Consider the following 25,942-nt stretch of genomic DNA (forward strand, 5'->3'; position numbering starts at 1 on the left):
ATCTGGCCAAAAATATCCCGGGGGAGGCGCGGCTTGCCGCGACGGGGGCAGAGCCCCCTACCCCGCGTCCGTCCTGCCCCGCCGGTCCGACCGCAAGCTGGCATAAAGAACATGCGTCCGCCACCGCCCGTTGATCTGCAGATAGGACTGCGCCACGCCTTCGTACTTAAAACCCGAGCGTTCCAACAACCCGCGTGAGGGTTTGTTTTCAGGTAAACAAGCCGCCTCAATCCGGCTCAGGTCCAGACGGGTGAAGGCGTGATGAACGACCGCGCCTATGGCCTCGCGCATGTAGCCGTTGCGCGCAAAGCTCTGCCCGGTCCAATAGCCCAGCGTTCCAGCCTGCGCAGGACCGCGGCGGATGTTGTCCAGTGTGATCGCCCCCACCAGCACGTCGTCTGAGCGGCGGAACAGAAACAACGGGATCGCGGTTCCGCTGGCGACTGAGCGCTGCGCCCAATAGACCCGGTTGGTGAAAGACTTGCGGCTCAAATGATCCTGCGCCCAGATCGGCTCCCAGGGGGTCAGATACTCCTCTGAGGCGCGGCGCAGAGCGGCCCATTCGTTGAAGTCGGAATGCACAGGCGGGCGCAGCCTTAGCCGCGCGGTTTCAAGTTTCAGCTTGCGCCTGCCTAACAGCATCACGCCGCACGCCTCTCCTGCATTTCTGCCAAGGATGGCGCACCCGAGACCGGACCATAGAGCGCCAAGGCCGCCGGGGCCTGAACGGCCATACGTTCGGCGAAGGCCCGGACATCCTCGGTACTGACGGCATCAATCTTGGCGACGGTATCTTCCAACGAAGGCACCCGCCCCCAGATCTGCACCAGACGCGCCAGACGCTCAGCCCGGTTCGAGGGGCTTTCCAGACCCATCAGCATCCCGGCTTTCATCTGCGCACGGGCACGGGCGACCTCTTCTTCGCTCATGTCATCAGCAGCGCGCTTCATCTCGTCTATCGTGATGGTTGCAAGCTCGGCGACCTGATCGGCAGACGTGCCCGCGTAAATCGTGGTTGTCCCGGTATCCGCGTAGGCCCCGGTCTGCGCAAATATGGTATAGCACAGCCCGCGCGACTCGCGGACTTCCTGGAACAGGCGCGAGGACATGCCGCCGCCCAACGCCGTCGAATAGATCTGAGCGGTATAGATCCCGTCGTCGCGATAGCCCGGGCTTTCCAGCGCCAGTGCAAAATGCGCCTGCTCCAGATCTTTCTCCTGCCGAGCTTCACCACCGGTGAACCGAGCGGCCTCGGGGATCAAACCTTTGCGCGGTTGCAGATGACCGAACATCTCTTCGGCCATTTTCATCAGCGCGTCGTGATCGACAGCACCCGCCGCAGATAGGATCATTTGTTCGGGGCCATAATGTTCGGCCACGAAGCCTGAAAGATCCTCTCGCGAGAAAGAGCTGACCCGTTCAGTCGGCCCAAGAATGGTGCGGCCAAGAGGCTGGTCGTGATAGCTTTGTTCCTGCAGCCAGTCGAAAATCACATCGTCGGGCGTGTCATAGGCCTGACCGATTTCCTGCAGGATCACGCCACGTTCAACCTCGATCTCGCGCGGATCAAAGACCGGGTTCAGAACGATGTCACCGATCACGTCCATCGCCAGCGCCACGTCATCCTTCAGAACACGGGCGTAGTAGGCCGTCACCTCGCGCGAGGTATAGGCGTTGATGTACCCACCCACATCCTCGATCGCCTCAGCGATTTGCAGCGAAGAACGCCGCTCGGTTCCCTTGAACGCCATATGCTCAAGGAAATGCGCAATCCCGTTCTGCTCGATCCGCTCATGCCGCCCGCCGGCGGTCACCCAGATGCCGATGGCTGCCGATTGCAGCCCCGGCATATGTTCACTGACGATACGAAAACCGTTCTTCAGCTGGTCTTGTCTGACTGTCACTCAGCGATATGCCTTCTGATATGATCCTCAAGGGCACCCAGATCATTGGCAATCCGCGTCACCCGTTCCGGACGTTCATACAGATCAGACATGCGGGATGGAAGAGGCAGATGTTCCCCGCTCGCCTTCTCGACCGCTGCCGGGAATTTCGCGGGGTGCGCGGTGGCCAGAGTGATCATAGGCACATCCGCTGCGCGGTGATCCTCGGCCACTTTGATGCCAATGGCCGAATGCGGGCAGACCAGCTCGGCACTATGGGCCAGAGTGTGTTTGATCGTCTCAAGCGTCTCATCCTCGGACACGCGGCCCGAATCAAAGCTCTCACGCAGCGATTCCATCGCGCCTTGGCTGACGTTGAAGCCGCCGGATTTCAGCTCATCCATCAACTGAGCGACCGCGCTGCCATCCTCGCCATAGGCATAGTACAGGGCGCGTTCAAAATTTGAGCTGACCTGAATATCCATCGACGGGCTGATCGAGGGGATGGTCTCGCCCTTGAAATATCCCTCACCCGACAGGCAGCGGTGCAGAATGTCGTTCTGGTTGGTCGCGACGACCAGACGGTCGATGGGCAGGCCCATGCGTTTGGCCAGATAGCCTGCGAAGATGTCCCCGAAATTACCGGTTGGCACGGTGAAGCTGACCTTGCGATGCGGCGCGCCAAGGCTGACAGCAGCCGAGAAGTAGTAGACGATCTGCGCCAGAACGCGGGCAAAGTTGATCGAGTTCACGCCCGCCAGTTTGACCTCATCCCGGAAATCGAAATCGTTGAACATATCCTTCAGAGCGGCCTGGCAATCGTCAAAATCGCCATCCACGGCGAGCGCATGGACATTGCTATCCGCTGGCGTCGTCATTTGGCGGCGCTGCACCTCGGACACCCGACCATGAGGATAGAGGATGAACACATCCACCGCATCCAGCCCCCGGAATGCCTCAATCGCGGCCGAGCCGGTGTCGCCACTGGTCGCACCCACGATGGTCACGCGGTCATTGCGGCGTTTCAGGGCCACCTGGAACAGCTGACCGATCAACTGCATGGCAAAGTCCTTGAAGGCCAGAGTGGGCCCGTGGAACAGCTCCAACAAGAAGTGGTTTTCGTTCAGCTGCTTTAGCGGCGCGCGGGCGTCGTGGCCGAAGCCTTCATAGGCGCGGGCGATGATCTGTTTGAACTCATCCTCTGCGAAGGAGCCGCTGACATAGGGCCACATCACGCAAAACGCGATCTCTTCGTAGGACGGACCAGCCATTGCGGCGATCTCATCATGGCTGAGTGTCGGGATTTCGGCGGGCAGGTACAGGCCACCATCACGGGCCAGCCCGGTCAGCATCGCCTCTTCAAAGCTCAGTTCAGGCGCCTGGCCACGGGTCGAGATGTATTTCATTGCGAGTCACTCTCAGAAGGGGCGCGATTGCGCCACAGGAAGTATCCGGTCATCACGGCCCAGACGAGGGCCAGTCCAAACCATGTGATTGCATATTGCAGGTGATCATTGGGAATTCCTGCCGTGTCGACAGGCAGCGGCGTCACGCCCAGATCGGTCTGAGACCGGGCGATCAGCAAGATCGGCTCGGTCCCCAGCGCGGCGGCCAGATTGGGCACGTCGCGGGCGAACCAGATGTTGCTGTCGATATCGGCATCGGGCGTGTAACTGTCGATCTCATCGGGCCAATGCAGGTTGCCTGTCACCTCCATCGGGCCGGTCAAACGATCAGTCTGCTTGGCCGTGGTGGGCACAAAACCGCGGTCAACCAGAATGGTGCGATCTTGGGTACTGAATGACTGGATGATGCGATACCCGGCACCGACCTGCTTGACTGAGACCAGAACGTGGATCTCGCCTGGCTCCATATCACCAGAGACCGTCACAGGCAGATATTTGTCTTCATCCTCTGACACCTGTTGCGGCAGCGGAACTGGTTCGGCGGCGATGCGGCTGTCAATCTCGGACAGGATCTCTTGCTTCCACGCCAGACGCTGGACCTGCCAAGTACCAAGCCACAGCAATACGCCCAAACCGGCGAGACTGAAGATCAGCAGAAACAGAGTGCGGCGCATGGAAGGACTATCGCTCGTTGCAGGAACCGGCGTCTTGTTAAGGGGGGCAGGCACGAGAATGCAACCACGCAATTGTATGGGGCGCAATCTTGCCTTCGAAAATGCGAAAAAGCCGCCCCGAAGAGCGGCTTTTACAGTTCAAAACCAGTATCGCTTAGAACAGCGGCGCCTGTCCCCAGATGTAGACTGCGAAGAACAGGAACAGCCAGACAACGTCAACGAAGTGCCAGTACCAGGCTGCGGCCTCGAAACCGACGTGCTTCTCGGGGGTAAAGTCCCCTTTCAGTGCGCGGATCAGACAGACTGTCAGGAAGATCGTACCGATGACTACGTGGAAGCCGTGGAAGCCGGTTGCCATGAAGAAGTTCGAGTAGAACTGGTCACCGCCAAACTGCCAGTCCTCATGGGCCAGCAGCTCGTAGTATTCAAACGCCTGGAGTGCCGTAAACAGGATACCCAGCACGATACCGATGGCCAGACCGTTGATCAACGCCTTGCGGTCGTTGTCGTGAACCAGAGCGTGGTGCGCCCAGGTGATCGCACAGCCCGACAGCAGCAGGACCAAAGTGTTGATCAGCGGCAGGTGGAACGGATCAACCGCATGGATATCCGGCTGGATGTATTCGGTGCCCGCATAGTCGTACATCGGGTACATGCGATGTTTGAAGAACGACCAGAACCAGGCGAAGAAGAACATCACCTCGGACATCACAAACAGGATGAAGCCATAGCGCAGGCCGATGCGCACGACCGGCGTATGGTCGCCCTGACGACTTTCCACCACAACTTCGGACCACCAGGCGAACATGGTGTACAGCACGGCGACGAGACCGGCCCAGAACAGCCACGGCGTCACACCGTGCATCCAAAGGACGGCTCCGAACAGCATCACAAAGCCACCGACAGCGCCGATCAGCGGCCAGATCGACGGGGCCAGAATGTGATAATCATGGTTTTTTGCGTGTGCCATCAGCGTCCCTCACCTAAAGGCGTTAGTTCGTGTTTGTGTCTTCCTGCGTTTCAAGGGCGGCATAGCCCTCCTGACTTCCGACCTTTTTGTTGATCTGACTGGGTTTTTGGTTTGTTTTCAGGTGTGGTTGCTCAGAGGCGCGTTGTAGTGCCCCATTATTATAAAAAGTATTGACATGGGCCTTCAGATGGCTAACCTCTTCGCCCATGTTCATCCGCACCAAACATGACGCAAAGCTCAACCGCACACGGATCCAGATCGTTGAATCCGTCCGCACCGGCTCCAAGGTACGCCAGAAGATCCTGCGCCATGTGGGTGTGGCCCATAACGACAGCGAGATTGAGGATATCAAGCGTCTGGCGGGCCGCTTGATGGAGCAATTACGCATTGATCGCTCGCCGCAAATGGAACTGTTCACGCCCACGGAATATGCCGATCTGCAGGCGCTGGTGCGCCGCGCTCCGCGGCCGGACAAGCTTGGCGTTGATCTTGCCGAGTGCCGTGAGGAGGCGCGGGTCTCTCTGGGTCTGCGGGATGTCATGGGGACGATGTATGACCAACTGGGTTGGGGGGCCCTTCTGGGGGCGGCGCGTAAAAGTGCCAATCGCATTGTGAAAGAGCTGGTTATGGCGCGGATCGCACAGCCCGAGAGCAAGCGCGCGACCGTGGAGGCGTTGGAGAACCAGGCAGGCATCACGCTCAATCTGGACGTGGTCTATCGGAGCATGGATTACATCAATACGCCGGTGATAGACGGGATTTGCAAAACCTCTCACGCGGCGGCAGAGAAGTTGCTGGGCGGGCCAGTGACCGTGCTGTTCTACGATTGCACGACCCTGGCCTTTGACACCGAGCGCGAGGACCCGGCCGAGGATGCGGACGGGGTCGAGCAGGATCATCTTCTGGCCAAGGGCTTCAGCAAGGATGGCAAGCATCACCGCGCTCAGGTCATGCTGGCGCTGATCGTCACCTCCGATGGGCTGCCTGTGGGCTATGAACTCTTCCCGGGAAACACCTGGGAAGGTCATACGCTGGAAGCTGCGCTGAAGGCGTTGGAGGGACGCTTCGACGTGGCCAGGGTCACGTTCGTGGCCGATGCCGCCATGCTCAGCAAGGACAACCAGCAGATGTTGCAGAACAAGGGTCTGCCCTACATCCTCGGCTATCGCATGAAGTCCGCCCCGGCCGCCGTGAAGGCGAACATTTTGAGCCCGGAGGGACGCCAGCCTTGGGCTGGACACGGTTCTGAAGAGGCAACCGAGAAGGGCTGGTACAAGGTGATCGACCAGGAGGGAGCGCGGGTCATTGTGACCTGGTCACCCACCCGGGCACGCAATGATGCCCACAAGCGCGACAAGGCAATCGAAAAGCTGCACAAGAAGCTCAAGCGCTCTCGCAAACCCGGCAGCTTCAGCAGCCGGGGATATGGCCGCTTCCTGGCCTTCCCCGACAGCGGGGACGTCACGCTGGATGATGCAAAGATCAAGGCAGCGGCACAATGGGACGGGCTGCATGCCATTGTTGTTCATGGTGCGGACGAACTGGAGGCACAGGACGTCATTGCCCGCTATCACCAGTTGTGGGAGATCGAAGCCTGCTTCCGCACCAACAAGCACGATCTGAAAATCCGGCCCATCTATCACTGGTCGCCGCGTCGGGTCCGGGCCCATATCGCCATCTGCTACATGGCCTTCTGCTGCCTGCAGCACCTGCGCAAGCATCTGGACCTGCTCGGACACCCGATGAGCCCGGCTCGTATCCGCAACGAGTTGAACGCATTGCAGCTCTCGATCCTGCGCCACAAAGGCACCCCTGACCGCTACGGCATGCCAAGCCATGCCACGGTCGATGCCAGACGCATCCTCACCTGCGTCGGCCTGACCTGGAACGAAGCCCCTTTCAAGATACCCCCCGGGCGCACCCGAAAAACTGGCCAGACCAAAGCCTGAGCTCCCTCAACACTCCGAAACAATCGCTGGCGAAAAAAGTCCGTGTAGTGCCTTTTGGCAACCAAGGCATAATAATATCAATGACTTATACGAAAAAATGTCGGAAGTCAGGAAACAGAGTGCGGCGCATGGAAGGACTATCGCTCGTTGCAGGAACCGGCGTCTTGTTAAGGGGGGCAGGCACGAGAATGCAACCACGCAATTGTATGGGGCGCAATCTTGCCTTCGAAAATGCGAAAAAGCCGCCCCGAAGAGCGGCTTTTACAGTTCAAAACCAGTATCGCTTAGAACAGCGGCGCCTGTCCCCAGATGTAGACTGCGAAGAACAGGAACAGCCAGACAACGTCAACGAAGTGCCAGTACCAGGCTGCGGCCTCGAAACCGACGTGCTTCTCGGGGGTAAAGTCCCCTTTCAGTGCGCGGATCAGACAGACTGTCAGGAAGATCGTACCGATGACTACGTGGAAGCCGTGGAAGCCGGTTGCCATGAAGAAGTTCGAGTAGAACTGGTCACCGCCAAACTGCCAGTCCTCATGGGCCAGCAGCTCGTAGTATTCAAACGCCTGGAGTGCCGTAAACAGGATACCCAGCACGATACCGATGGCCAGACCGTTGATCAACGCCTTGCGGTCGTTGTCGTGAACCAGAGCGTGGTGCGCCCAGGTGATCGCACAGCCCGACAGCAGCAGGACCAAAGTGTTGATCAGCGGCAGGTGGAACGGATCAACCGCATGGATATCCGGCTGGATGTATTCGGTGCCCGCATAGTCGTACATCGGGTACATGCGATGTTTGAAGAACGACCAGAACCAGGCGAAGAAGAACATCACCTCGGACATCACAAACAGGATGAAGCCATAGCGCAGGCCGATGCGCACGACCGGCGTATGGTCGCCCTGACGACTTTCCACCACAACTTCGGACCACCAGGCGAACATGGTGTACAGCACGGCGACGAGACCGGCCCAGAACAGCCACGGCGTCACACCGTGCATCCAAAGGACGGCTCCGAACAGCATCACAAAGCCACCGACAGCGCCGATCAGCGGCCAGATCGACGGGGCCAGAATGTGATAATCATGGTTTTTTGCGTGTGCCATCAGCGTCCCTCACCTAAAGGCGTTAGTTCGTGTTTGTGTCTTCCTGCGTTTCAAGGGCGGCATAGCCCTCGGGCAGGTCAATTTCGTAAAATGTATACGACAGAGTAATCGTATGCACATATTTCGCTTCAAGGTCTTCGACCATTTCCGGGTCAACAAAGAAGCTGACCGGCATCTCTACCCGCTCACCGGGTTGCAGAACCTGCTCTTCAAAGCAGAAACAGGCGATCTTCTGGAAATACCCACCTGCCGAATACGGCGCGACGTTGTAGGACGCCTGTCCGGCAATCGGGCGATCAGTCGGGTTGTAGGCCTCATAGAAGGCCAGCCCGGTTTCACCGATGCGCACCTCCATCTCACGCTCGACGGGCTTGAACTCCCACGCCATGTCCTTGGCTTTGGATGCGTCGAAACGGACCGTCACTTTACGGTCGAGGATATCATCAGGCGCGGCTTCGGCGACGCCGGTGGTGCCTCCGAATCCGGTAACACGGCAGAACCAGTCGTAAAACGGCACAGCCGCCCAGGCGAGGCTGCCCATCAGGACAACCACACCCACGGTTTGCACAACAGTTTTCTGAGGACCGGACAGAGCCATCAGTTTTGCACCTCCTGCACGGGTTGCCCCAGGCTGGTGCCCGAGACCTTGACGATTGTGAGGCCGAAGATGATCACGATGAAGGCCGCAAGTGTCAGGCCAACACCCAGGTTTCGGCTGAAACGACGTTCGTGAATTTCGTGGCTTTTGCGCAGGCTCATGACCAGCCCCCCATGCCGTAGGGTTTCAGCAGCGCCTCAACCAGAATCGCGCCAAAATGCAGGAACAGGTAAAGCAGAGACAGCTTGAAGAAGCTCCGCTCGACCTTGAAATTGTCCGCTTCCGCGTCGTCTTCGGTACGGCGCGATATCTGCCATGCGCCGCGCAGGAACAGGGCGTTCAGCACCAGAGCAACCGCTAGATAGATCGGCCCGCCGATGTCTGAGAACGCGGTCCCAACGGCCAGAACAGCCAGAAGGCCGGTGTAAACGAGAATATGCTTACGGGTCGCGCGACGACCATGGGTCACGGTCAACATAGGCACGCCAGCATCGTCATAGTCCGAGCGCATGAACAGCGCCAGCGCCCAAAAATGCGGAGGCGTCCACATGAAGGTCAGGGCAAACATCAACCAAGGCTCAAGCGTCATCGACCCTGTTGCGGCAACCCAGCCGATCACCGGAGGGAACGCCCCTGCCGCGCCGCCAATCACGATGTTCTGCGGCGTCGAGCGCTTCAGCCACATCGTGTAGACCACAACGTAGAAGAAAATGGTGAAGCCAAGAAACGCGCCGGCGAACCAGTTGGTCGCAAGGCCCAGCATGATCACCGACAGGCCGGACAGCGCCAGACCCAGCGATAGCGCCTCGCCTTCCTGTACCTTACCAGCGGGAATCGGGCGTCCCTTGGTCCGCTTCATCACCCGGTCGATATCCGCATCCCACCACATGTTCAGCGCGCCTGACGCACCGCCACCGATGGCGATAAACAGGATGGCGCAGAATCCCACGAAAGGATGTACCGACACCGGAGCCGCCAGCAAACCGACCAGAGCCGTAAACACGACCAGAGACATCACCCGCGGCTTCAGCAGGGCGAAATAATCGCCAAAGCTGGCCTCATCCGCGTATGCCTTGGCGGTCGATGTGCTGGCATTGATGCTTGCGTCGGTCATCTTGGGTCCTTTTGGGGCGAAAGCTGCGCGCTCTAGCGCGCAGCCAACGAGTATTCTAAGGCGCGAACGCCCAGTCTACGCTCAGTTCGAGGCCACCTGGAAGTTTTGCGGCGTGCCCGCATATTCCTCGATCGCGCCGTTCAGCCATTGTTCGTAGGCCTCTTCGCTGACCACTTTTACGGTGATCGGCATATACGCGTGGTCCTTACCGCAAAGCTCGGAGCACTGGCCGAAATATACGCCCTCTTTGTCAGCTTCGAACCATAGTTCAGCCAGACGACCGGGAACGCCATCCTGCTTCACGCCGAAGGACGGGATCGTCCACGAGTGGATCACGTCAGACGCGGTAACCTGCATCACGATGACCTTGCCGACCGGAACCACGACAGCGGTATCAGTAGCCAGCAGCCATTCATCATCGCTGTAGCCCGCATCAGCCAGTTTGGCGCGCATGGCGTCATCCAGAACGAAGGGGGTCACATCCGCATCTGCGGGGCGCGCACCCTCATCCAGCGTGGCAGGGTGGCCAAGCAGGTAGCTGTCGAACGCGAAATCTTGATCAACATATTCGTAGGTCCAGTACCACTGGTTGCCGACCACTTTGATGACCACGTCACCTTCGGGAATTTCCTGCTGCTTGAACAGAACCGGCAGAGAGAAGGCGCCGATGAACACCAGAATCAGGATCGGGCCCAAAGTCCAGGCGATCTCAACCGGGGTATAGTGCGAGAACCGCGCCGGTGTCGGGTTGGCGCGCTGGTTGTAGCGCACGATGCAGTAAACCAGCAGCGCAGCAACAAACAGGCAGATCACGGTGATGATCACCAGAATCATCGCGTCCAGCCTGTGAATCCCGTCTGCAAGGCTGGTCGCTGCGGGTTGAAAGCCCATTCCACCGTCAACCGGCTTGCCAATTATCTCAAGCTCCTGAGCCATGGCGGGAAGGCTGGAGAGGGCCGTAGCAAGCCCGGAAAGCATCAAAGCATTCTTCATGTCTTGTCCTGATCGTTTGATCTTTGCGTCTCTGGCGAAAAGGTATGAATCGGTGAAACCACACCCGTTGTCTTTGGCCGCGTTAAAAACCATATTCCTGCGGGTAGATAAAGCAAAATGCTTGCGTCAAACAGACGCTATTTTTGATCTGGATCAAACCGGAAAGGTCACAACCCATGACTCAGGCCCCGTTTCGCCCTTTTGAAAGCGCTCTTCCGCATGATGAAGCGCTCTCCATTTTGCAATCGGCGACCTCCGGGGCCGAGGACGGAGAACTGTTTGTCGAACGGCGGAAGTCCGAGTCTCTGGTCTTTGACGATGGTCGGTTGAAGACCGCCTCATACGATGCGTCCGAGGGATTCGGGCTACGCGCCGTACAGGGCGAAGTTGCAGGCTACGCCCATTCGACGGAGGTTTCGATTCCCGCGTTGAAACGCGCTTCCGAGACCGCTCGGCTGGCCATTGGTGAGGGAGGCGGCACCCTGGCCGAGGCCCCGAAGGCGACCAACAAACGCCTTTATGCCGATGAAGATCCCATTGAAACCGCCAGCTTTCCGGTCAAAGTCGAGACCCTACGCGAGATCGACGCCTTCGCTCGTGATCTGGACCCCCGCGTCGTGCAAGTCAGCGCGACCATCGCCGCCGCGGTGCAAGAGGTCGAGATCCTGCGCCCCGACGGTGTGCTGGTGCGCGACGTGCGCCCGATGACTCGGGTGAATGTCTCAGTCATCGTCGAGCAGAATGGCCGCCGTGAAACCGGCTCGGCGGGCGGTGGTGGCCGTATGGGTCTGAGCGGGCTGATTGATCCCGCCGACTGGCAGAACAAGGCGCGTGAGGCCTTACGGATCGCATTGGTCAACCTCGAAGCTGTCCCTGCCCCAGCCGGAGTGATGGAGGTCGCCTTAGGCCCCGGTTGGCCCGGTATTCTGTTGCACGAAGCCATCGGGCACGGGCTGGAAGGGGATTTCAATCGCAAGGGCAGCTCGGCCTTTGCAGGTCTGATGGGGCAGCAAATTGCCTCCAAGGGCGTGACCGTAGTGGATGATGGCACGATTGCTGACCGGCGCGGCTCGATCACTGTGGATGACGAGGGAACGCCAAGCTCTCGGACTGTCCTGATTGAGGACGGAATCCTGACTGGGTACATGCAGGACCGCCAGAACGCGCGCCTGATGGGTGTCGCCCCTACCGGCAATGGACGGCGGCAGAGCTACGCGCACAAACCGATGCCGCGCATGACCAATACGGTGATGCTGGGCGGCGATGCCGACCCGGCCGCTCTAGTTGCTGATATCAAGGACGGTATTTGGGCCGTGGGTTTCGGTGGTGGTCAGGTCGACATCACCAACGGCAAATTCGTCTTTTCCTGTACCGAGGCCTACCGGGTCGAAAACGGCAAGATCGGCGCTCCGGTCAAAGGCGCGACGCTGATCGGGGATGGACCTTCTGCGCTGAACCGCATCCGTGGGTTGGGCAACGACATGGCGCTGGATCCGGGAATGGGAACCTGCGGCAAGGATGGTCAATGGGTGCCCGTAGGTGTCGGCCAGCCAACGGTTCTGATGGACGGACTGACCGTCGGAGGCTCCGCCGCCTGAGTCGGAATCACCTGAAATAGGAAAGGCGCAGGGTTAACATTGCGCCTTTTCGCCAAAGTGGCTGAAGTCAATTGGAATTGCGGTTCATTCACCTTGGTAGAAGTTTTATACTTACAATACAATTGCTTAACAGCATTCCCTGGAGAACACGCCCAAAAAATTGCATCTAATTTTCAACGATTTACAGGCTGTTAACCCCGACACACGTAAACCAGTTCTGCAATCAGGCGGAGCATCGGATGACCGAAGAGCAGCATTCTTCCAATCACCCCCCACTCCCACCCACCACGGAAGAGGATCGGTTTTCGTGGCTCCGCCTGTTGCGCTCACGCAAGGTTGGTCCGGCGACGTTTCGTCGGCTGCTAAGCGAACATGGCTCAGCGCAGAACGCGCTGGCCGCGCTGCCTGAAATGGCACGCGCTGCCGGAATAAACGGGTATGAAATCTGCCCCCCCGGCGTGATTGAGGCGGAACTCAAGGCCGCACAAGCCGCCAAAGCGCGGCTTGTGTGCCTTGGGTCCGCTGATTTTCCAAAAGCTCTGCAGGATGTATCTGACGCGCCGCCGCTTCTATGGGCTGTTGGCGATCTTACGATGCTGCAGAAACCCGCAATCGCAATGGTGGGCGCGCGCAATTGTTCCTCGCTCGGCGCGCGCATGGCCCGTGGTCTGGCGAAAGAACTAGGTGATCTCGGTCACGTCATTGTCTCTGGCCTTGCCCGAGGGATCGACACTTCGGCCCATCTGGCCGCGCTGGACACTGGCACCATCGCCGTGATGGCCGGAGGGATTGATGTCATCTACCCGGCCGAGAACAGCGAACTGGCGTATAAGATCGGTGAGGCCGGTCTACGCCTGTCAGAGCAACCTATGGGGCTGACACCACAAGCCCGCCACTTTCCGCGCCGCAACCGGATTATATCGGGGCTGGCGCAAGCCGTCGTGGTGGTTGAGGCCGCAGCTAAATCAGGCAGCCTGATCACTGCAAGGGACGCGCTAGACCAAGGGCGCGAGGTCCTCGCCGTGCCCGGTCATCCGTTCGATGCACGGGCCTCTGGATGCAATTTGTTGATTCGGGACGGCGCGACCTTGATCCGGTCTGCAGAAGATGTGATCGAAGCCCTGCCCAAGGGAGAAGACCTCTTCCAAACGCGCAGTGAGCCCTCTGCTCCGCCAACACCCACACCTGCAGTAGCGCTACACGATCAAATCCTGGAACGACTCGGCCCATCGCCCATCGCCGAAGACCAACTGCTGCGCGATATCGCCGCTTCGGCCGGCGATCTTGGTCCCGCTTTGGTAGATCTGGAACTTGAGGGCCGAATCCAGCGCCAACCTGGTGGGCTTTTGTCGCTAGCAAGCTGAACTGGGCATGCCGCCACGCGGCACCCTTTAAGGCTTCGCCTGCCCCAAAGGCGTATAGAACGCTGAAATCTTGGGTTTTTTCACACTGCAAAAGGAACGCATTGACATTCCGGCCTTGCCCCACACATTTTGCACGACCATAACAGGCGCCCTATTCGTCGAGCGAGGTTTCCCCTTAAATGCCCGTAGTTGTTGTAGAATCTCCGGCCAAAGCGAAAACAATCAATAAATATCTCGGCCCCGACTACACGGTTCTGGCCTCCTACGGCCATGTTCGGGACTTGCCGCCCAAGGACGGATCAGTCGATACCGACCACGAATTCGAGATGAAGTGGGAGGTCGGCAATGACAGCAAGAAGCACGTCAAAGCAATTGCCGATGCGCTGAAAGAAGACAACGCCCTGATCCTCGCAACCGACCCTGATCGCGAGGGAGAAGCGATCAGTTGGCACTTGCAGGAAGCGCTGACCAAGCGGCGCTCGATCAAGAAAGATACGCCGGTCAGCCGCGTGACCTTCAACGCGATCACCAAAGAGGCCGTCACCCAGGCGATGCAAAACCCGCGCGAGGTCGACATGCCGCTGGTTGAGGCCTACCTGGCCCGTCGCGCGCTGGACTATCTGGTGGGCTTCAACCTATCGCCGGTTCTGTGGCGTAAATTGCCCGGCGCGAAATCGGCAGGTCGGGTGCAATCTGTCTGCCTGCGGCTGATCGTCGAACGCGAGATGGAGATCGAAGCGTTCAAGCCGGTCGAATACTGGTCGGTCAAGGCCCTGTTCGAAACACCGCGCGGCCAGACCTACGAGGCGCGCCTGGTCACCTATGCCGGCAAAAAGCTGGACAAGCACGATCTGAAAGACGCGACACAGGCGGAGCTGGCTGTTCAGGCCATCACCAGCCGCGCACTAAGCGTGACCTCGGTCGAGGCGAAACCTGCGGCACGCAACCCCAGCGCGCCCTTCATGACCTCGACCCTGCAACAGGAGGCTAGCCGCAAGTTCGGCATGGGTGCGCGGCACGCGATGCAGGTGGCGCAACGCCTCTATGAGGCAGGCTACATCACCTATATGCGAACTGACGGCATCGACATGGCCCCCGAAGCGGTCGCCGCCACGCGCGACGCGATTTCGGATCGCTATGGCGCCGAATATGTGCCGGACAGCCCGCGCATCTACAAGAACAAGGCCAAGAACGCGCAGGAAGCGCACGAGTGTATCCGCCCGACGGACATGACGCGCGATGCAAAAGAGCTAAAGGTGACTGATGAAGATCAGCGCAAGCTCTACGATCTGATCTGGAAGCGCACGATTGCTTGCCAGATGGCTGCTGCGCGCCTAGAACGCACAACCGTTGAAATCGGCAGCGACGATGCTCAGGTCGGCCTGCGCGCGACCGGTCAGGTGGTGCTGTTTGACGGCTTTATGCGGGTCTACGAAGAGGGCCGCGACGATGTGGCAGATGACGACGAAAAGCGCCTGCCTCAGATCATGCAGGGCGATCCTGCGCGGTTTGCCAAGGACTCTCTGATTGGCCAATTCGAAAAGGCGACAGGTGAGGCTCAGGTCACAGAAGGCGCAAAAACCGCGAAAGAAGCAATTCTGTCCGAAAACGAATCCGTTCTGGCGCTGCAGCACCACACGCAGCCGCCTCCGCGCTATACCGAGGCCACATTGGTCAAGCGGATGGAAGAACTGGGGATCGGCCGTCCTTCGACCTACGCCTCGATCGTGACCACGATTCAGGACCGCGAATATGTACGCAAGGACAAGAACCGCCTGATCCCCGAGGAAAAAGGCCGGATCGTTACGATCTTTCTGCTGAACTTCTTCCGCCAATACGTGGGCTATGAGTTCACGGCGAATCTGGAAGAAGAGTTGGACGACGTCAGCGCCGGCGATCGCGACTACAAGGATCTGCTGGGCAAGTTCTGGCGCGATTTCTCAGCCGCGATTGGCGAAACGTCTGAGCTGCGAATCTCGGAAGTGCTGGACAAGCTCGACGAAGCACTGGCCCCGCAATTATATCCGCCTCGTGAGGACGGATCGGACCCGCGCATTTGCCCGAAATGTGGGACGGGGCAACTGCATCTTAAAACTTCTCGTACCGGCGGGTTCGTTGGCTGCGGCAACTATCCCGAATGCACCTATACTCGCCCCATCGCGGGCGAGGGGGCCGAAGGAGATGAACGTCTTCTCGGTGAGGATGCAGGCGATGAGATCTGGCTGAAATCCGGCCGGTTCGGTCCCTATGTCCAGCGCGGAGAGCCGACGCCAGAGAACAAGAAACCGCCGCGCGCCTCTCTGCCGCGTGGGTGGAGCAAGGATGACATAGATCTGGAGAAGGCCCTGACCCTGCTGTCCCTGCCCCGCCAGATTGGTGAACATCCTGAAGGCGGTATGATCAGCTCGAACTTCGGACGGTTCGGGCCGTATATCATGCACCAACTGCCGGAAGAGGCGAAACCGGTCTACGTCAATGTCAAGGACCCCAATGACGTGTTCGAAATCGGCATGAACCGCGCGGTTGAGATGCTGGCCGAAAAGCGTGCCAATCCCGGTCGCGGGCGGAGCGCCGCTGCGAAGCCATTGAAAGAGCTGGGCGAGCATCCCGACGGGGGTGCGATGCAAGTTCTGGATGGGCGCTATGGGCCTTATGTGAAGTGGGAAAAGGTCAACGCCACCATTCCCAAAGACATCAAACCCGAGGATGTGACGCAGGAAATGGCCATCGAACTGGTCAATGAACGCGCCGCTAAGAAAGGTACGAAGAAAAAGGCTGCTCCAAAGAAGAAGGCCGCTGCCAAGAAAACAACTAAGAAAACGGCAAGCTAGGGTTGGATAGGTAGAAATACCACCAGCCCTTTGGATTCGTTGACTTCCCCCTGACGCGACGGCACAACCTGCCCATCACCATGTCATTGGGGGAGTTTTCCATGAAGAAAATCTATGCCAATGCCTCTGACGCGCTCGACGGAGTGCTGTCGGATGGCATGATGATCGCGGCGGGCGGTTTCGGCCTGTGCGGCATCCCGGAACTGCTGCTTGAGGCGATCAAGGACTCGGGTGCTCAGGACCTGACCTTTGCGTCGAACAACGCAGGCGTCGACGATTTCGGTATCGGCATCCTGCTGCAGACCAAGCAGGTCAAGAAAATGATCAGCTCATACGTCGGCGAAAACGCGGAATTCATGCGTCAGTACCTGGCCGGAGAGCTTGAGCTGGAATTCAATCCGCAGGGCACTCTGGCCGAACGGATGCGCGCAGGTGGCGCAGGCATCCCTGGTTTCTACACCAAAACCGGCGTGGGCACTGTGATCGCCGAGGGCAAAGAACACAAAGACTTCAACGGCGAGACCTACATTCTGGAAGAAGGCATCTTTGCCGATCTGGCCATTGTCAAAGCCTGGAAGGCCGATGACACCGGCAACCTGATCTTCCGCAAGACCGCCCGAAACTTCAACGTGCCTGCCGCAACCTGCGGCAAGATCTGCATCGCCGAGGTCGAAGAGATCGTTCCCCGCGGCTCATTGGACCCGGATGCGATCCACCTACCGGGCATCTATGTGCATCGGATCATTCAGGGCGATCACGAAAAGCGCATTGAACAGCGCACCACCCGTAAGAAGGAGGAAGCATAATGCCTTGGGATCGGAACCAGATGGCCGCCCGTGCGGCGCAAGAGCTTGAAGACGGCATGTATGTGAACCTCGGCATCGGTATTCCGACGCTGGTGGCAAACTATGTGGGCGACAAGGACATCACCCTGCAATCCGAGAATGGTATGCTGGGTATGGGCCCCTTCCCGTTCGAAGGCGAAGAAGACCCCGACCTGATCAACGCGGGTAAGCAAACCATCACTGAGCTGTCGCGCACCGCATATTTCGACAGCGCGACCTCGTTCGCGATGATCCGGGGCGGCAAGATCGCTGCGGCGGTACTGGGCGCGATGGAAGTGGATGAAGAAGGCGACCTGGCCAACTGGATGATTCCCGGCGTTCTAGTCAAAGGCATGGGCGGCGCGATGGATCTTGTAGCCGGTGTCGGCCGTGTAATTGTGGTGATGGATCACACCAACAAACACGGCAAATCCAAGCTGCTGAAAAAGTGCACCCTCCCACTGACCGGGAAAAAGGTTGTGAATCGCATCATTACCAACCTCGGGGTTCTGGATGTGGTTCAAGGCGGTCTGAAGATCGTCGAGATCGCAGAAGGCGTCACCGAAGACGAGATCCGCGCCGCAACTGAGGCGAACATCGTCAACTAAACAAAGATCAGGGCCTGCTGCGACAGGCAGGCCCTAGTTCAGCGTCTGGAATACGCACCCATCTGAGGCATAGACCGGCGGCGTAGCGCAGAGCGCACGCGCGACTTGAAAAGCCGCGAGCACCTTGGGCACGTAGTCCCGCGTCTCTGCATATGGCGGCACACCGCTGTGTTTGCGAACGGCCCCCTCACCGGCGTTGTACCCGGCAAGCGCCAATATCGGGTCATTGTCGAACTCACCCATCAGCCAATCCAGGTATCTGACCCCACCAGAGATATTCTGAGAGGGCTGAAAGCTGTCCTGCACGCCAAACCGCTCGGCCGTTGCAGGCATCAGCTGCATCAATCCTTGTGCCCCGGCTGAGCTGACCGCGTCGGCCCGTCCAGCCGATTCCACCGAGATAACCGCCAGCACCAGTGCAGGCGAAACATTGGTGCCAATGGTCGAGCGTAGGATATCGCGGCCCTGATTGTTCACGATGCCCTGCAGGGTCTGCAAACGGGGTGTCGAGACGCTTGTCGCGGCCAGAGCGTCGATGGCAGAATCCAGCCGTCCTGGCCCGGCTTGTGCCAGTTCGGGCGAGATCTTCTCCCAAAAGGCTTTATAGGCGCCTTTCGGCGGCGTTTTGGTCGCGATTACGGGGGCGTCCTCCGCCGGCGGCACTTTGGCGCGTTTGATGACCTCGGGGACCGCAAGCTCAGATCCAGTACTAGGCGCTGAGGGGCGGGCTGCATGTTCTTCGGAGGTAATCCGAATGTTAACCTTGGGCCGCTGACCCGGCAGAGGCGCCTTGATCCTTTTATAGACACCACGCGGTTCGACCTCATCCGAGCGCACGGTGTCTGGCGTGCATACCAGAAACGCCAATACGCCGGCGCATGTAACTGCGTCCCGGAGATTCATTTGCCTGCCTCATGTTTTCGTTTTGATTGATTTGAACCTCGAATCTTCGCGTAAAGCCAGAAAAACCAAGCAAATTGGGGCAGTTTCGCCTCATTTGCCGCAAATTTGCATCGCTAAAAGACGACCCCAAACAACCGAATTTGTTTTTTTATATTTACTTTCAATATCTTATAAAAAAAGTGACCAGAAAGTTAAGCATCGGGCGAATTTTTCCCTGTTTGGCCCAATTCCTGCCACGCACAACAGGCAAACATAGATGCATACCGAGACGATCGGGAGCGGACTGAGAGAGGAAGCTCTGAAAGACGCCGAGGTTTAGAAGACTTTTTTAGATCCTTTAGGAGGGACGTAACATGATCAAGTTCATCAAGAACTTCCGCAAAGACGAAGACGGCGCAGTAACAGTTGACTGGGTTGTTCTGACCGCAGCAGTCATCGGACTGGCAGCCGTTGCATACCAGCAAATCGAAGGCGGCGCGACCAGCCTGGCGGACGACGTAGACACCGCGCTGAGCACCGCTACTGTTTCGACTGGTGACAACACCAACGCAGGCGGCATCACCACAGCAGGCTCTGCGACCGGCACCGACGAATAATTTAGCTTACAGCTAAGTTGCTAGGCCGCACCAAGATCTTGGTGCGGCTTTTCTTTTTGAGGTAAATACACCCAAAGTCTACAAGGCGCTATTTTAACAAGCGCTTTTTGTCACCGTCAAAAATGAGTTTTTGTTCCGTGACCAATGCGAAAGCAGTGGCAATTTGGCATGACCTCCTTTTTCTGGCCCAATTTCCGCCATCCACGTCAGCTAAAACTGTATAGATCGAATTATCTGCACTTGGGCTGGCAATGGCTTGGGTAGAAGAGGCTCTTGGAAGGACGACACATGAAACAGTTTCAAAATCGCTTTGTGAAAAGCGAAGAGGGCGCAATCACGGTTGATTGGGTCGTCTTGGTCGCTTTGATAATCGGACTCAGCTCTGCACTCATACTTGTGATGAGGACCGGAATGGACAATTTCGGCGGAAACGTGGACCAAGCCTTGTCAACGGCGACAGTCAGCACTGGTGACAATGACAACGCTGGCGGAATCACTTCAGCCGGAACCGTAAACGGCGAATGATATCTTTGCCCTGAAGATCGTGCGACTGTGACAGTTTGCAACGAGTTTTCTGTCCGGCGCGCGATTGCTTTGACGTCAGTGATTTGTGCGCGCGCGTCGCAGATGAACAAAAAAGTTTTTGTATCGAAAAACGCTTTTGCCCCAGATTTCGACACAATTCCCCGTTAAACAGGTCGCTGTTTCAGAACTTCTTGTTGGGCGCTATTTGCCCAACTAGCACAGAAAGAGGTGGATGTATGCGAGCGATATTCGGACTTGTCCTAATTGTCGGACTAGCTCTGGCCGGTGGTGCAGTCTACATGGCGCAGAACTATATCTCTGCTTATCAACAGGAACTCGCACGCGAACGGCAAGCAGCAGCAGCCGCGTTAGAGGCCGCCGCAGCAGAAAACGCTGCGATAGAAGTGATTCCAACCGTAGGTGTTATTGTATCAAATCGGACCCTGAAATACGGAGAACGGCTGGCAGAAGACGACGTGCGTGTTGTTGATTGGTGTAGAAAAGCGTGCAATTTTGACCCCCTAAGCGGGGAAATCGGCGTCCAAATTTGACCCCTCCCTATGGTTGTAGACATCCTTTTCATTGAGCAGTCGATGGAGAGGCAAGCGGGATGATTTGCGTGGAAACTATTAGAAAAGTGCGTCGCTTACACCTGATCGAAAAAAGAGCATCAAGGAAATTTGCCGTTCGCTCAATTTGAGCCGTGCAACGGTTCGAAAGATAATCCGATCGGGAGTGACGGAGTTCAAATATGAGCGCAAATCGCAGCCATACCCGGTGCTCGGGCCTTGGCGCGCGCGTCTGGATGAAACGCTTGAGGAGAACGAGGCGCTTCCGAAGAAACACCGCAAGCGGATGACCAAAATCTGGAAGGAACTCTCCGATGATGGTTTTGGCGGCGGGTATGACAGTGTTCGACGCTACACAAAGAATTGGCGCATTGCGCACGGCCGACAACAGGCGCAGGCGTTCATCCCGCTGATCTTTGATCCTGGGGAGGCGTACCAGTTCGACTGGAGTGTGGAGACGGTTTTGATGGACGGTGCACTCACGACCGTGAAGGTTGCCCATTTCAAACTTTGCCATAGCCGCATGCCATTCTCCATTGCCTATCCGCGCGAGACGCAGGAGATGGTCTTTGATGCCCACGACGAGGCCTTCAAATTCTTTGGTGGAGGCTGCATCAACGGGATCTACGATAACATGACGACCGCCGTCGATGCGATCCTGTCGGGCAAGGAAAGAAAGTTCAACAAGGCATTCTCCCGGATGTGTTCTCATCATCTGGTGAACCCGATCGCCTGTACGCGCGCGGCCGGTTGGGAGAAGGGTCAGGTTGAGAATCTGGTCAAGGAGAGCCGCGCCTATAGTTTTACACCGCGTCTGGAGGTGGCCGACTTCGATGAATTGAATGCCCGGCTGCAAAAAGACGCGATCAAACGCGCAAAAGAACTGCGGCATCCGGAAAACCTGGAGGTGACGGTCTGGGAGGAGTTCCAGCAGGAAAAGCCGCTGCTGACGCATCTGCAGAAGCCCTTCGTCGGGTTCCGTGAAAAGACGGTCGCCGTGAGCCGAACCTGCCTGATCAACTTCGAAAGAAACAAATACAGCGTTGAGGCAAGAGCTGTTGGACGTCAGGTCCAGTTGCAGGTCTACGCCACGCGGATTGTCCTGCGCCAAGACGGTGAGATTGTCGGAGAGCACGAACGGTGCTTCGGCCGAGGAAAAACGATCTTCAACCCTTGGCACTATGTGCCCGTCCTCAAGCGCAAGCCTGGCGCTCTGCGCAATGGAGCACCGTTCCGTGACTGGGACCTACCACCGGCAATGACGCAGATCTGGACCCATCTGCGGGGCACATCCGACGGAGACCGGCAACTTGCCGATATTCTTTTCGCTGCTTACCAGCACGACATTGATGTGGTCGAGGCTGCCTGCGAAGAAGCTCTAAAATCTGGCCTGCGCAAGGCCGATGCGATCCTGAACATTGTCTCTCGGCGCACCAATCCCCCGCCGCCAAAGGCGATTGAGCCGCCTGCCCACCTGCAGCTGAAAATGGCACCGATCGCGGATTGCGCTCGCTATGACAGGCTTGGAGGCTCCCATGCAACTGCGTAAGGAAATTCTCGAACTTGCCCGTCAACTGAAGTTGCCAGGCATCGTCAACTGCTTTGACGAAGTGATGCAGGCCGCAGCCAAAAACAACTGGCGGCCCCAACAGGTCGTGGCCGAACTCCTCACGGCCGAACTGGCCGAAAAGACTGCGCGCTCGATCCGGTATCAGATGGGTGCCGCAAAGTTCCCGGTCTGCAAGTCCTTACCTGAGTTCGACTTCACGGTCAGCCCCGTCAACGAGGAAGTCGTGCGCAATCTTCATGACGGCGATTTTATGGACCAGGCCAGGAATGGCGTGCTGGTCGGTGGAACCGGATCGGGCAAAACGCATCTCGCAACAGCGATCGGGGGCCACGCGGTCAATAACCGCCGGCGGGTCAGGTTCTTCAGCGCTGTGGATCTCGCGAACAAGCTGGAGGCTGAACATCGCGAAGGCAACGCCGGGCGGCTCAGCGAGCAGCTGATCCGCGTCGACCTCGTGATTATAGACGAACTCGGTTATCTGCCGTTCGCAGAGTCTGGTGGACGATTACTCTTCCATCTCATCAGCAAACTGTACGAGCGAACGTCTATTCTGCTAACAACCAACCTCGCATTTGCTGAATGGCCGAGTGTGTTCACAGATGCCAAAATGACCACTGCTCTCCTGGATCGACTGACACACCATTGCGATATCATCGAAACCGGGAACGAAAGCTGGCGAATTAACCACCGCGACTAACCTCGAAATCGGGGAATAAATTCAAAACAGACAGCAGGTCAAACCTTCAGTCGAGCTACGCTCTCTTTTCGGTTTGACCTGCTGTCCACCCCCTCCTGAATCAACCTAAACACGACCCCCTCAACGCCCCTCTTAGCTCCAAGGGGGGTCAAATTTGGACGCCGATGGGGGGTCATTATTCAATGCCGATTGACAGTTGATTGGCCAGAAAACGCGATCCCTGAAGGCAGCTTTACAGACCTTGCGGTTCTTTTCCCCGAGTCAGGCAGCAAAGATCGTTTCGTTCTTCGCACAATGGAAAAAGACGAAGCGCTGATGGAGGTCAAAATCACTCAGCCCGGCGAAGGGGCGGGTCTAACGTCTCAGCTGGACAAAGGTATGCGCGCTTTTGCCATTCGCGTTGATGTGGCTTCGGGCGTTTCTGGTTTCTTGCGCCCCGGAGATTTTGTGGACGTATACTGGACCGGTTCGCGTCGCGGAACAACCGCCGAAGCGGATGGCGAGATCACCCGCCTGATCCAGCCCCGGGTCGAACTTATCGCCGTTGACCAGATCGCCGGAACGGACGTGACTGGAACAACCATCGCGCGAACGATCACCGTTGCAGTCACACGTGAACAGGTTGCTGTACTTACGCAAGCGCAAAACACGGGCAGACTGACCCTGGCGCTTGTTGGGATTGAAGACGAAACGGTGTCGTCAGAAGTCATTGAAATCGATCAGCGCGCGTTGCTGGGTGTCGTCGAGGAAGAAGCCGCCCCCGTCCCTGAACGTGTGGAGCAACAAGTTTGCAAGACGCGCATTCGTCGCGGTAACAGCGAAGTTGCCGATAGTGTGATCGCCTGCACAAACTGACGCCTATTCAGGACGTTACACCTGCCGAGCCGCGCAATTTGCGCGGCTCATTTGATTCCTATGTTGCCAATTGCCCACATAAGGAAACTTCCGGAAACCCTTGATTATTGCAATAAATTCCGTTTTCGCGCAGAGTTTCGCCTATAGGGCATAAGACCCAAAAAAACGAGGCGTGATCGGAGAGGCAGGTCACATGAAAATACGTTCCTGGATCAGCGCAACCCTGCTGGGGTTGTCGCTCGTTGTTAGCCCAGTCGGCGATGCCGCTTGGGCCGAAACTCTTCGCGTGGTGAAGAAGGGCACAGTGGAAACGCTGGAAGTACCTGTAAACCGCGCGATCGTTGTTGAAAGTGAAGAGCCGTTTGCCGAACTTAGTATCGCGAATGCCGGTATTGCCGACATCTCGTCGCTTTCAGAGCGAACGATCTATGTCTTGGGCAGAGCACCCGGCCTAACTACTCTTACACTGTTCGATGGGGCCGGTATGCTTTTAGCGAATGTCCGCGTACGCGTGTCCCCTGACGTGACTGAATTTAAAGAGCGTCTGAGGCAGATCTTGCCAAACGAACAAATCGAAGTGCGCACTGCGAACGACGGCATCGTCTTGTCCGGCACGGTTTCAGGAGCGGCCAAACTAGCCCGCGCATTGGAACTAGCCGAACGCTATGCCCCCGACCGGGTCTCGAACCTGATGTCGGTCGGCGGTGTGCAGCAGGTCATGCTGAAGGTTCGCTTTGCCGAGATGAACCGCTCGGTCGCAAAGAACCTGTCGACATCTCTTGGCTTTGGAGGCGGCGACGTCACAGCCGGTTTCAACACCTTAAATACACAAGGTGCGTTGAACAATGCGCTGGCCAACAACATTCCGATCGCGCAAGCAAATACAGGCGCAATTCTGTTCGGTTTTGGCGCTGGTTCGACCCAAGTTAGGCTACTGCTTGAAGCACTCGAAACCAAAGGTCTTGCGCGTACGCTCGCCGAACCGAACCTATCCGCTCTGTCCGGTCAGCAGGCAACGTTCCTCGCCGGTGGTGAAGTCCCGATTCCTGTGCCCGCAGATGACGGTGTTGTCGCAATCGAATACCGCGCGTTCGGTGTTGAGATCGACTTCATTCCGCGCGTCGTCGACGGTGATCTTATCAACTTGGAACTTGGTACAGCGGTATCGAGTATTGATACGTCTTCGGACTTTACGATCAACGGCGATTCGGTCCCAAGTTTCATTACCCGCCAGACCTCAACCACGATCGAATTGCGCGACGGCGAAAGTTTTGCGATTGCAGGCCTGATTCAAGATGACTTCACGGATCTGAGCAACCAGGTTCCATGGTTGGGCGACGTTCCTGTTCTGGGCACCCTATTCAGGAGCGCTCAATACCAGCGTGAACAGAGTGAGTTGGTTATCATCATCACCGCGCACTTGGTCTCACCGACTCGTGGGGAAACGCTTGCTTTGCCGACAGATCGAGTAAAACCCCCCAGTGAGTTTGATCTGTTTATCAACGGTCGCGTTGCTCGGACCGAGCGCGCAGGCGCAGGTGGCGCATCGGAAGTCGCCAAGCAAGATTTTGGCAGTTCTTACGGCTATATTCTGGATTGATGAGGAGGTTAGGACCAATGAAAACGTTGATACTCACCTTAGGTCTTTCGGTCGCAGTTACCGCATGTACACGCGAAGCCGGGTATGAAATTGATGCGGGAACCTTTGGCAACGCGACGCTGAACAACTCGCAGGTCATGAACGGTGAACTGACATACGCTCAGATTCTAAGCCGCCGGTTCGCCGCTGAAGTCCCTAGCCAAGTGAACTTTGCCTTCAACAGTTCGCAGCTCGATGCGTCGGCCCAACGTATTCTGTTGCAGCAGGCGGATTGGATCAAACAATTCCCTGAAGCACGGTTCCGTGTGTATGGCCACACGGACGCAGTGGGCTCAACCAGCTACAACAAGAGCCTTGGCTTGCGTCGGGCACAGGCTGTTGTGTCCTTCTTTGCCCAACAGGGAATCTCGCGGTCTCGATTAGAGGCGGTGGTTTCTTTCGGCAAAACGCGCCCGTTGGTTGCTACAACGAATCGCGATCGCCGGAATCGCCGGACAGTGACCGAGGTTTCGGGCTTTGTGGATCGCGCACCACAAACGCTGGACGGCAAGTATGCTGATGTCATCTATCGCGAATACGTCGAAAGCGCAGCTTCCGGTTCTACAGTCGAACAAGTCGACGCAACTGGCGGCGGCGGTGGATAATCCCATCTGAACGGGCGACATCGTCGCCCGTTTCCCTACAATTGGTTCTTTTGCGCCAAATTCTCGCCCAA

The 25,942-nt window shown here is 57.6% G+C and carries 25 protein-coding genes and 1 pseudogene; 14 read left to right on the forward strand and 12 right to left on the reverse strand.

Translation table 11 applies throughout. From position 1 onward, the window contains the following. Window positions 1–57: 57 nt before the first annotated feature. The 6 genes from ACOERD_RS26005 to ACOERD_RS26030 form a co-directional block, all read right to left on the reverse strand. Complete coding sequence (locus ACOERD_RS26005) at window positions 58–642, reverse strand: GNAT family N-acetyltransferase (protein WP_170701608.1); 585 nt, start codon at window positions 640–642, stop codon at window positions 58–60. Continuing rightward, on the reverse strand, window positions 642–1,904 hold the full coding sequence (locus tag ACOERD_RS26010; protein ID WP_419740945.1) for a M16 family metallopeptidase: 1,263 nt from the start codon (window positions 1,902–1,904) through the stop codon (window positions 642–644). The genes ACOERD_RS26005 and ACOERD_RS26010 overlap by 1 nt, the downstream gene beginning before the upstream one ends. Then, complete coding sequence (thrC, locus tag ACOERD_RS26015) at window positions 1,901–3,289, reverse strand: threonine synthase (protein WP_419740946.1); 1,389 nt, start codon at window positions 3,287–3,289, stop codon at window positions 1,901–1,903. The genes ACOERD_RS26010 and thrC overlap by 4 nt, the downstream gene beginning before the upstream one ends. Further along, the gene (locus ACOERD_RS26020) at window positions 3,286–3,963 is read right to left on the reverse strand and encodes an SURF1 family protein (protein ID WP_419740947.1); all 678 of its coding nucleotides are present in this window, start codon (window positions 3,961–3,963) and stop codon (window positions 3,286–3,288) included. Before ACOERD_RS26020 ends, thrC begins: the two co-directional genes overlap by 4 nt. A 154-nt stretch (window positions 3,964–4,117) precedes the next feature. Then, window positions 4,118–4,933, reverse strand: a complete 816-nt coding sequence (locus ACOERD_RS26025) for a cytochrome c oxidase subunit 3 (protein WP_170377876.1) — start codon at window positions 4,931–4,933, stop codon at window positions 4,118–4,120. Between the two features lie 22 nt (window positions 4,934–4,955). Continuing rightward, a complete protein-coding gene (locus tag ACOERD_RS26030) occupies window positions 4,956–5,147 on the reverse strand; it encodes a hypothetical protein (protein WP_419740948.1) in 192 nt (63 codons plus the stop codon). Between ACOERD_RS26030 and ACOERD_RS26035 the strand changes: the two genes are divergently transcribed. Then, complete coding sequence (locus ACOERD_RS26035; RefSeq protein WP_419737624.1) at window positions 5,140–6,882, forward strand: IS1634 family transposase; 1,743 nt, start codon at window positions 5,140–5,142, stop codon at window positions 6,880–6,882. The two genes, ACOERD_RS26030 and ACOERD_RS26035, sit on opposite strands and share 8 nt — an antisense overlap. A gap of 284 nt (window positions 6,883–7,166) precedes the next feature. Here ACOERD_RS26035 and ACOERD_RS26040 read toward each other — a convergent pair whose 3' ends face one another. The 5 genes from ACOERD_RS26040 to coxB all read right to left on the reverse strand — a co-directional run bounded on the left by ACOERD_RS26040 (window position 7,167) and on the right by coxB (window position 10,687). Further along, the gene (locus tag ACOERD_RS26040; protein WP_170377876.1) at window positions 7,167–7,982 is read right to left on the reverse strand and encodes a cytochrome c oxidase subunit 3; all 816 of its coding nucleotides are present in this window, start codon (window positions 7,980–7,982) and stop codon (window positions 7,167–7,169) included. A gap of 22 nt (window positions 7,983–8,004) precedes the next feature. Then, the gene (locus tag ACOERD_RS26045) at window positions 8,005–8,580 is read right to left on the reverse strand and encodes a cytochrome c oxidase assembly protein (RefSeq protein WP_170377874.1); all 576 of its coding nucleotides are present in this window, start codon (window positions 8,578–8,580) and stop codon (window positions 8,005–8,007) included. Next, on the reverse strand, window positions 8,580–8,741 hold the full coding sequence (locus ACOERD_RS26050; RefSeq protein WP_170377873.1) for a hypothetical protein: 162 nt from the start codon (window positions 8,739–8,741) through the stop codon (window positions 8,580–8,582). Before ACOERD_RS26050 ends, ACOERD_RS26045 begins: the two co-directional genes overlap by 1 nt. Then, window positions 8,738–9,694: a heme o synthase gene (gene cyoE, locus ACOERD_RS26055; RefSeq protein WP_419740949.1), complete on the reverse strand. Its 957-nt coding sequence runs from the start codon at window positions 9,692–9,694 to the stop codon at window positions 8,738–8,740. The genes ACOERD_RS26050 and cyoE overlap by 4 nt, the downstream gene beginning before the upstream one ends. Window positions 9,695–9,775: 81 nt before the next feature. After that, window positions 9,776–10,687: a cytochrome c oxidase subunit II gene (gene coxB / locus ACOERD_RS26060; RefSeq protein ID WP_419740950.1), complete on the reverse strand. Its 912-nt coding sequence runs from the start codon at window positions 10,685–10,687 to the stop codon at window positions 9,776–9,778. Between the two features lie 176 nt (window positions 10,688–10,863). Here coxB and tldD point away from each other — a divergent pair, with 176 nt between their 5' ends. The 5 genes from tldD (at window position 10,864) to ACOERD_RS26085 (ending at window position 17,912) form a co-directional block, all read left to right on the forward strand. Beyond that, window positions 10,864–12,285, forward strand: a complete 1,422-nt coding sequence (gene tldD / locus ACOERD_RS26065) for a metalloprotease TldD (RefSeq protein WP_419740951.1) — start codon at window positions 10,864–10,866, stop codon at window positions 12,283–12,285. Between the two features lie 239 nt (window positions 12,286–12,524). Further along, the gene (gene dprA, locus ACOERD_RS26070) at window positions 12,525–13,649 is read left to right on the forward strand and encodes a DNA-processing protein DprA (RefSeq protein WP_419740952.1); all 1,125 of its coding nucleotides are present in this window, start codon (window positions 12,525–12,527) and stop codon (window positions 13,647–13,649) included. 179 nt (window positions 13,650–13,828) lie between these two features. Next, window positions 13,829–16,480 carry a type I DNA topoisomerase gene (topA, locus tag ACOERD_RS26075; RefSeq protein ID WP_419740953.1) on the forward strand — a complete coding sequence of 884 codons (2,652 nt, stop codon included), beginning with the start codon at window positions 13,829–13,831 and terminating at the stop codon, window positions 16,478–16,480. 101 nt (window positions 16,481–16,581) lie between these two features. Continuing rightward, window positions 16,582–17,286, forward strand: coding sequence for a CoA transferase subunit A (locus ACOERD_RS26080; protein ID WP_419740954.1), 705 nt, complete (start codon window positions 16,582–16,584; stop codon window positions 17,284–17,286). After that, complete coding sequence (locus ACOERD_RS26085) at window positions 17,286–17,912, forward strand: CoA transferase subunit B (RefSeq protein ID WP_419740955.1); 627 nt, start codon at window positions 17,286–17,288, stop codon at window positions 17,910–17,912. The genes ACOERD_RS26080 and ACOERD_RS26085 overlap by 1 nt, the downstream gene beginning before the upstream one ends. A gap of 33 nt (window positions 17,913–17,945) precedes the next feature. On the opposite strand, the gene ACOERD_RS26090 is transcribed toward ACOERD_RS26085, so the two are convergent. Next, window positions 17,946–18,815 (reverse strand): lytic transglycosylase domain-containing protein, encoded by an 870-nt coding sequence (locus ACOERD_RS26090; RefSeq protein WP_419740956.1) that lies wholly within the window; start codon window positions 18,813–18,815, stop codon window positions 17,946–17,948. 353 nt (window positions 18,816–19,168) lie between these two features. Between ACOERD_RS26090 and ACOERD_RS26095 the strand changes: the two genes are divergently transcribed. The 8 genes and pseudogenes from ACOERD_RS26095 (at window position 19,169) to ACOERD_RS26130 (ending at window position 25,871) form a co-directional block, all read left to right on the forward strand. Then, window positions 19,169–19,411: a hypothetical protein gene (locus tag ACOERD_RS26095; RefSeq protein WP_170639318.1), complete on the forward strand. Its 243-nt coding sequence runs from the start codon at window positions 19,169–19,171 to the stop codon at window positions 19,409–19,411. A gap of 288 nt (window positions 19,412–19,699) precedes the next feature. Further along, window positions 19,700–19,936 carry a hypothetical protein gene (locus ACOERD_RS26100; protein ID WP_170471962.1) on the forward strand — a complete coding sequence of 79 codons (237 nt, stop codon included), beginning with the start codon at window positions 19,700–19,702 and terminating at the stop codon, window positions 19,934–19,936. Between the two features lie 299 nt (window positions 19,937–20,235). Next, window positions 20,236–20,487, forward strand: a complete 252-nt coding sequence (locus tag ACOERD_RS26105) for a hypothetical protein (RefSeq protein ID WP_419740957.1) — start codon at window positions 20,236–20,238, stop codon at window positions 20,485–20,487. 59 nt (window positions 20,488–20,546) lie between these two features. Beyond that, window positions 20,547–22,054 (forward strand): annotated as a pseudogene (istA, locus tag ACOERD_RS26110) (IS21 family transposase). Beyond that, window positions 22,041–22,772: an IS21-like element helper ATPase IstB gene (gene istB, locus ACOERD_RS26115; protein WP_419737606.1), complete on the forward strand. Its 732-nt coding sequence runs from the start codon at window positions 22,041–22,043 to the stop codon at window positions 22,770–22,772. The pseudogene istA and the gene istB overlap by 14 nt, the downstream one beginning before the upstream one ends. 189 nt (window positions 22,773–22,961) lie before the next feature. Next, window positions 22,962–23,627: a Flp pilus assembly protein CpaB gene (gene cpaB, locus ACOERD_RS26120; protein WP_419740958.1), complete on the forward strand. Its 666-nt coding sequence runs from the start codon at window positions 22,962–22,964 to the stop codon at window positions 23,625–23,627. 193 nt (window positions 23,628–23,820) lie between these two features. Further along, window positions 23,821–25,227 carry a type II and III secretion system protein family protein gene (locus ACOERD_RS26125; RefSeq protein ID WP_170471966.1) on the forward strand — a complete coding sequence of 469 codons (1,407 nt, stop codon included), beginning with the start codon at window positions 23,821–23,823 and terminating at the stop codon, window positions 25,225–25,227. 17 nt (window positions 25,228–25,244) lie between these two features. Next, complete coding sequence (locus ACOERD_RS26130) at window positions 25,245–25,871, forward strand: OmpA family protein (RefSeq protein ID WP_419740959.1); 627 nt, start codon at window positions 25,245–25,247, stop codon at window positions 25,869–25,871. Window positions 25,872–25,942: the final 71 nt, after the last annotated feature.

Source organism: Ruegeria sp. (genome assembly GCF_965199275.1).
Classification (GTDB): Bacteria; Pseudomonadota; Alphaproteobacteria; order Rhodobacterales; family Rhodobacteraceae; genus Ruegeria.

Coding starts and splice junctions, on each gene's coding strand:
- ACOERD_RS26005 (WP_170701608.1), bottom strand. CDS start 642: ATGCTGTTAGGCAGGCGCAAGCTGAAACTTGAAACCGCGCGGCTAAGG.
- thrC (WP_419740946.1), bottom strand. CDS start 3,289: ATGAAATACATCTCGACCCGTGGCCAGGCGCCTGAACTGAGCTTTGAA.
- ACOERD_RS26020 (WP_419740947.1), bottom strand. CDS start 3,963: ATGCGCCGCACTCTGTTTCTGCTGATCTTCAGTCTCGCCGGTTTGGGC.
- ACOERD_RS26025 (WP_170377876.1), bottom strand. CDS start 4,933: ATGGCACACGCAAAAAACCATGATTATCACATTCTGGCCCCGTCGATC.
- ACOERD_RS26035 (WP_419737624.1), top strand. CDS start 5,140: ATGTTCATCCGCACCAAACATGACGCAAAGCTCAACCGCACACGGATC.
- ACOERD_RS26030 (WP_419740948.1), bottom strand. CDS start 5,147: ATGAACATGGGCGAAGAGGTTAGCCATCTGAAGGCCCATGTCAATACT.
- ACOERD_RS26040 (WP_170377876.1), bottom strand. CDS start 7,982: ATGGCACACGCAAAAAACCATGATTATCACATTCTGGCCCCGTCGATC.
- ACOERD_RS26045 (WP_170377874.1), bottom strand. CDS start 8,580: ATGGCTCTGTCCGGTCCTCAGAAAACTGTTGTGCAAACCGTGGGTGTG.
- ACOERD_RS26050 (WP_170377873.1), bottom strand. CDS start 8,741: ATGAGCCTGCGCAAAAGCCACGAAATTCACGAACGTCGTTTCAGCCGA.
- cyoE (WP_419740949.1), bottom strand. CDS start 9,694: ATGACCGACGCAAGCATCAATGCCAGCACATCGACCGCCAAGGCATAC.
- coxB (WP_419740950.1), bottom strand. CDS start 10,687: ATGAAGAATGCTTTGATGCTTTCCGGGCTTGCTACGGCCCTCTCCAGC.
- tldD (WP_419740951.1), top strand. CDS start 10,864: ATGACTCAGGCCCCGTTTCGCCCTTTTGAAAGCGCTCTTCCGCATGAT.
- dprA (WP_419740952.1), top strand. CDS start 12,525: ATGACCGAAGAGCAGCATTCTTCCAATCACCCCCCACTCCCACCCACC.
- topA (WP_419740953.1), top strand. CDS start 13,829: ATGCCCGTAGTTGTTGTAGAATCTCCGGCCAAAGCGAAAACAATCAAT.
- ACOERD_RS26080 (WP_419740954.1), top strand. CDS start 16,582: ATGAAGAAAATCTATGCCAATGCCTCTGACGCGCTCGACGGAGTGCTG.
- ACOERD_RS26085 (WP_419740955.1), top strand. CDS start 17,286: ATGCCTTGGGATCGGAACCAGATGGCCGCCCGTGCGGCGCAAGAGCTT.
- ACOERD_RS26090 (WP_419740956.1), bottom strand. CDS start 18,815: ATGAATCTCCGGGACGCAGTTACATGCGCCGGCGTATTGGCGTTTCTG.
- ACOERD_RS26095 (WP_170639318.1), top strand. CDS start 19,169: ATGATCAAGTTCATCAAGAACTTCCGCAAAGACGAAGACGGCGCAGTA.
- ACOERD_RS26100 (WP_170471962.1), top strand. CDS start 19,700: ATGAAACAGTTTCAAAATCGCTTTGTGAAAAGCGAAGAGGGCGCAATC.
- ACOERD_RS26105 (WP_419740957.1), top strand. CDS start 20,236: ATGGCGCAGAACTATATCTCTGCTTATCAACAGGAACTCGCACGCGAA.
- istB (WP_419737606.1), top strand. CDS start 22,041: ATGCAACTGCGTAAGGAAATTCTCGAACTTGCCCGTCAACTGAAGTTG.
- ACOERD_RS26125 (WP_170471966.1), top strand. CDS start 23,821: ATGAAAATACGTTCCTGGATCAGCGCAACCCTGCTGGGGTTGTCGCTC.
- ACOERD_RS26130 (WP_419740959.1), top strand. CDS start 25,245: ATGAAAACGTTGATACTCACCTTAGGTCTTTCGGTCGCAGTTACCGCA.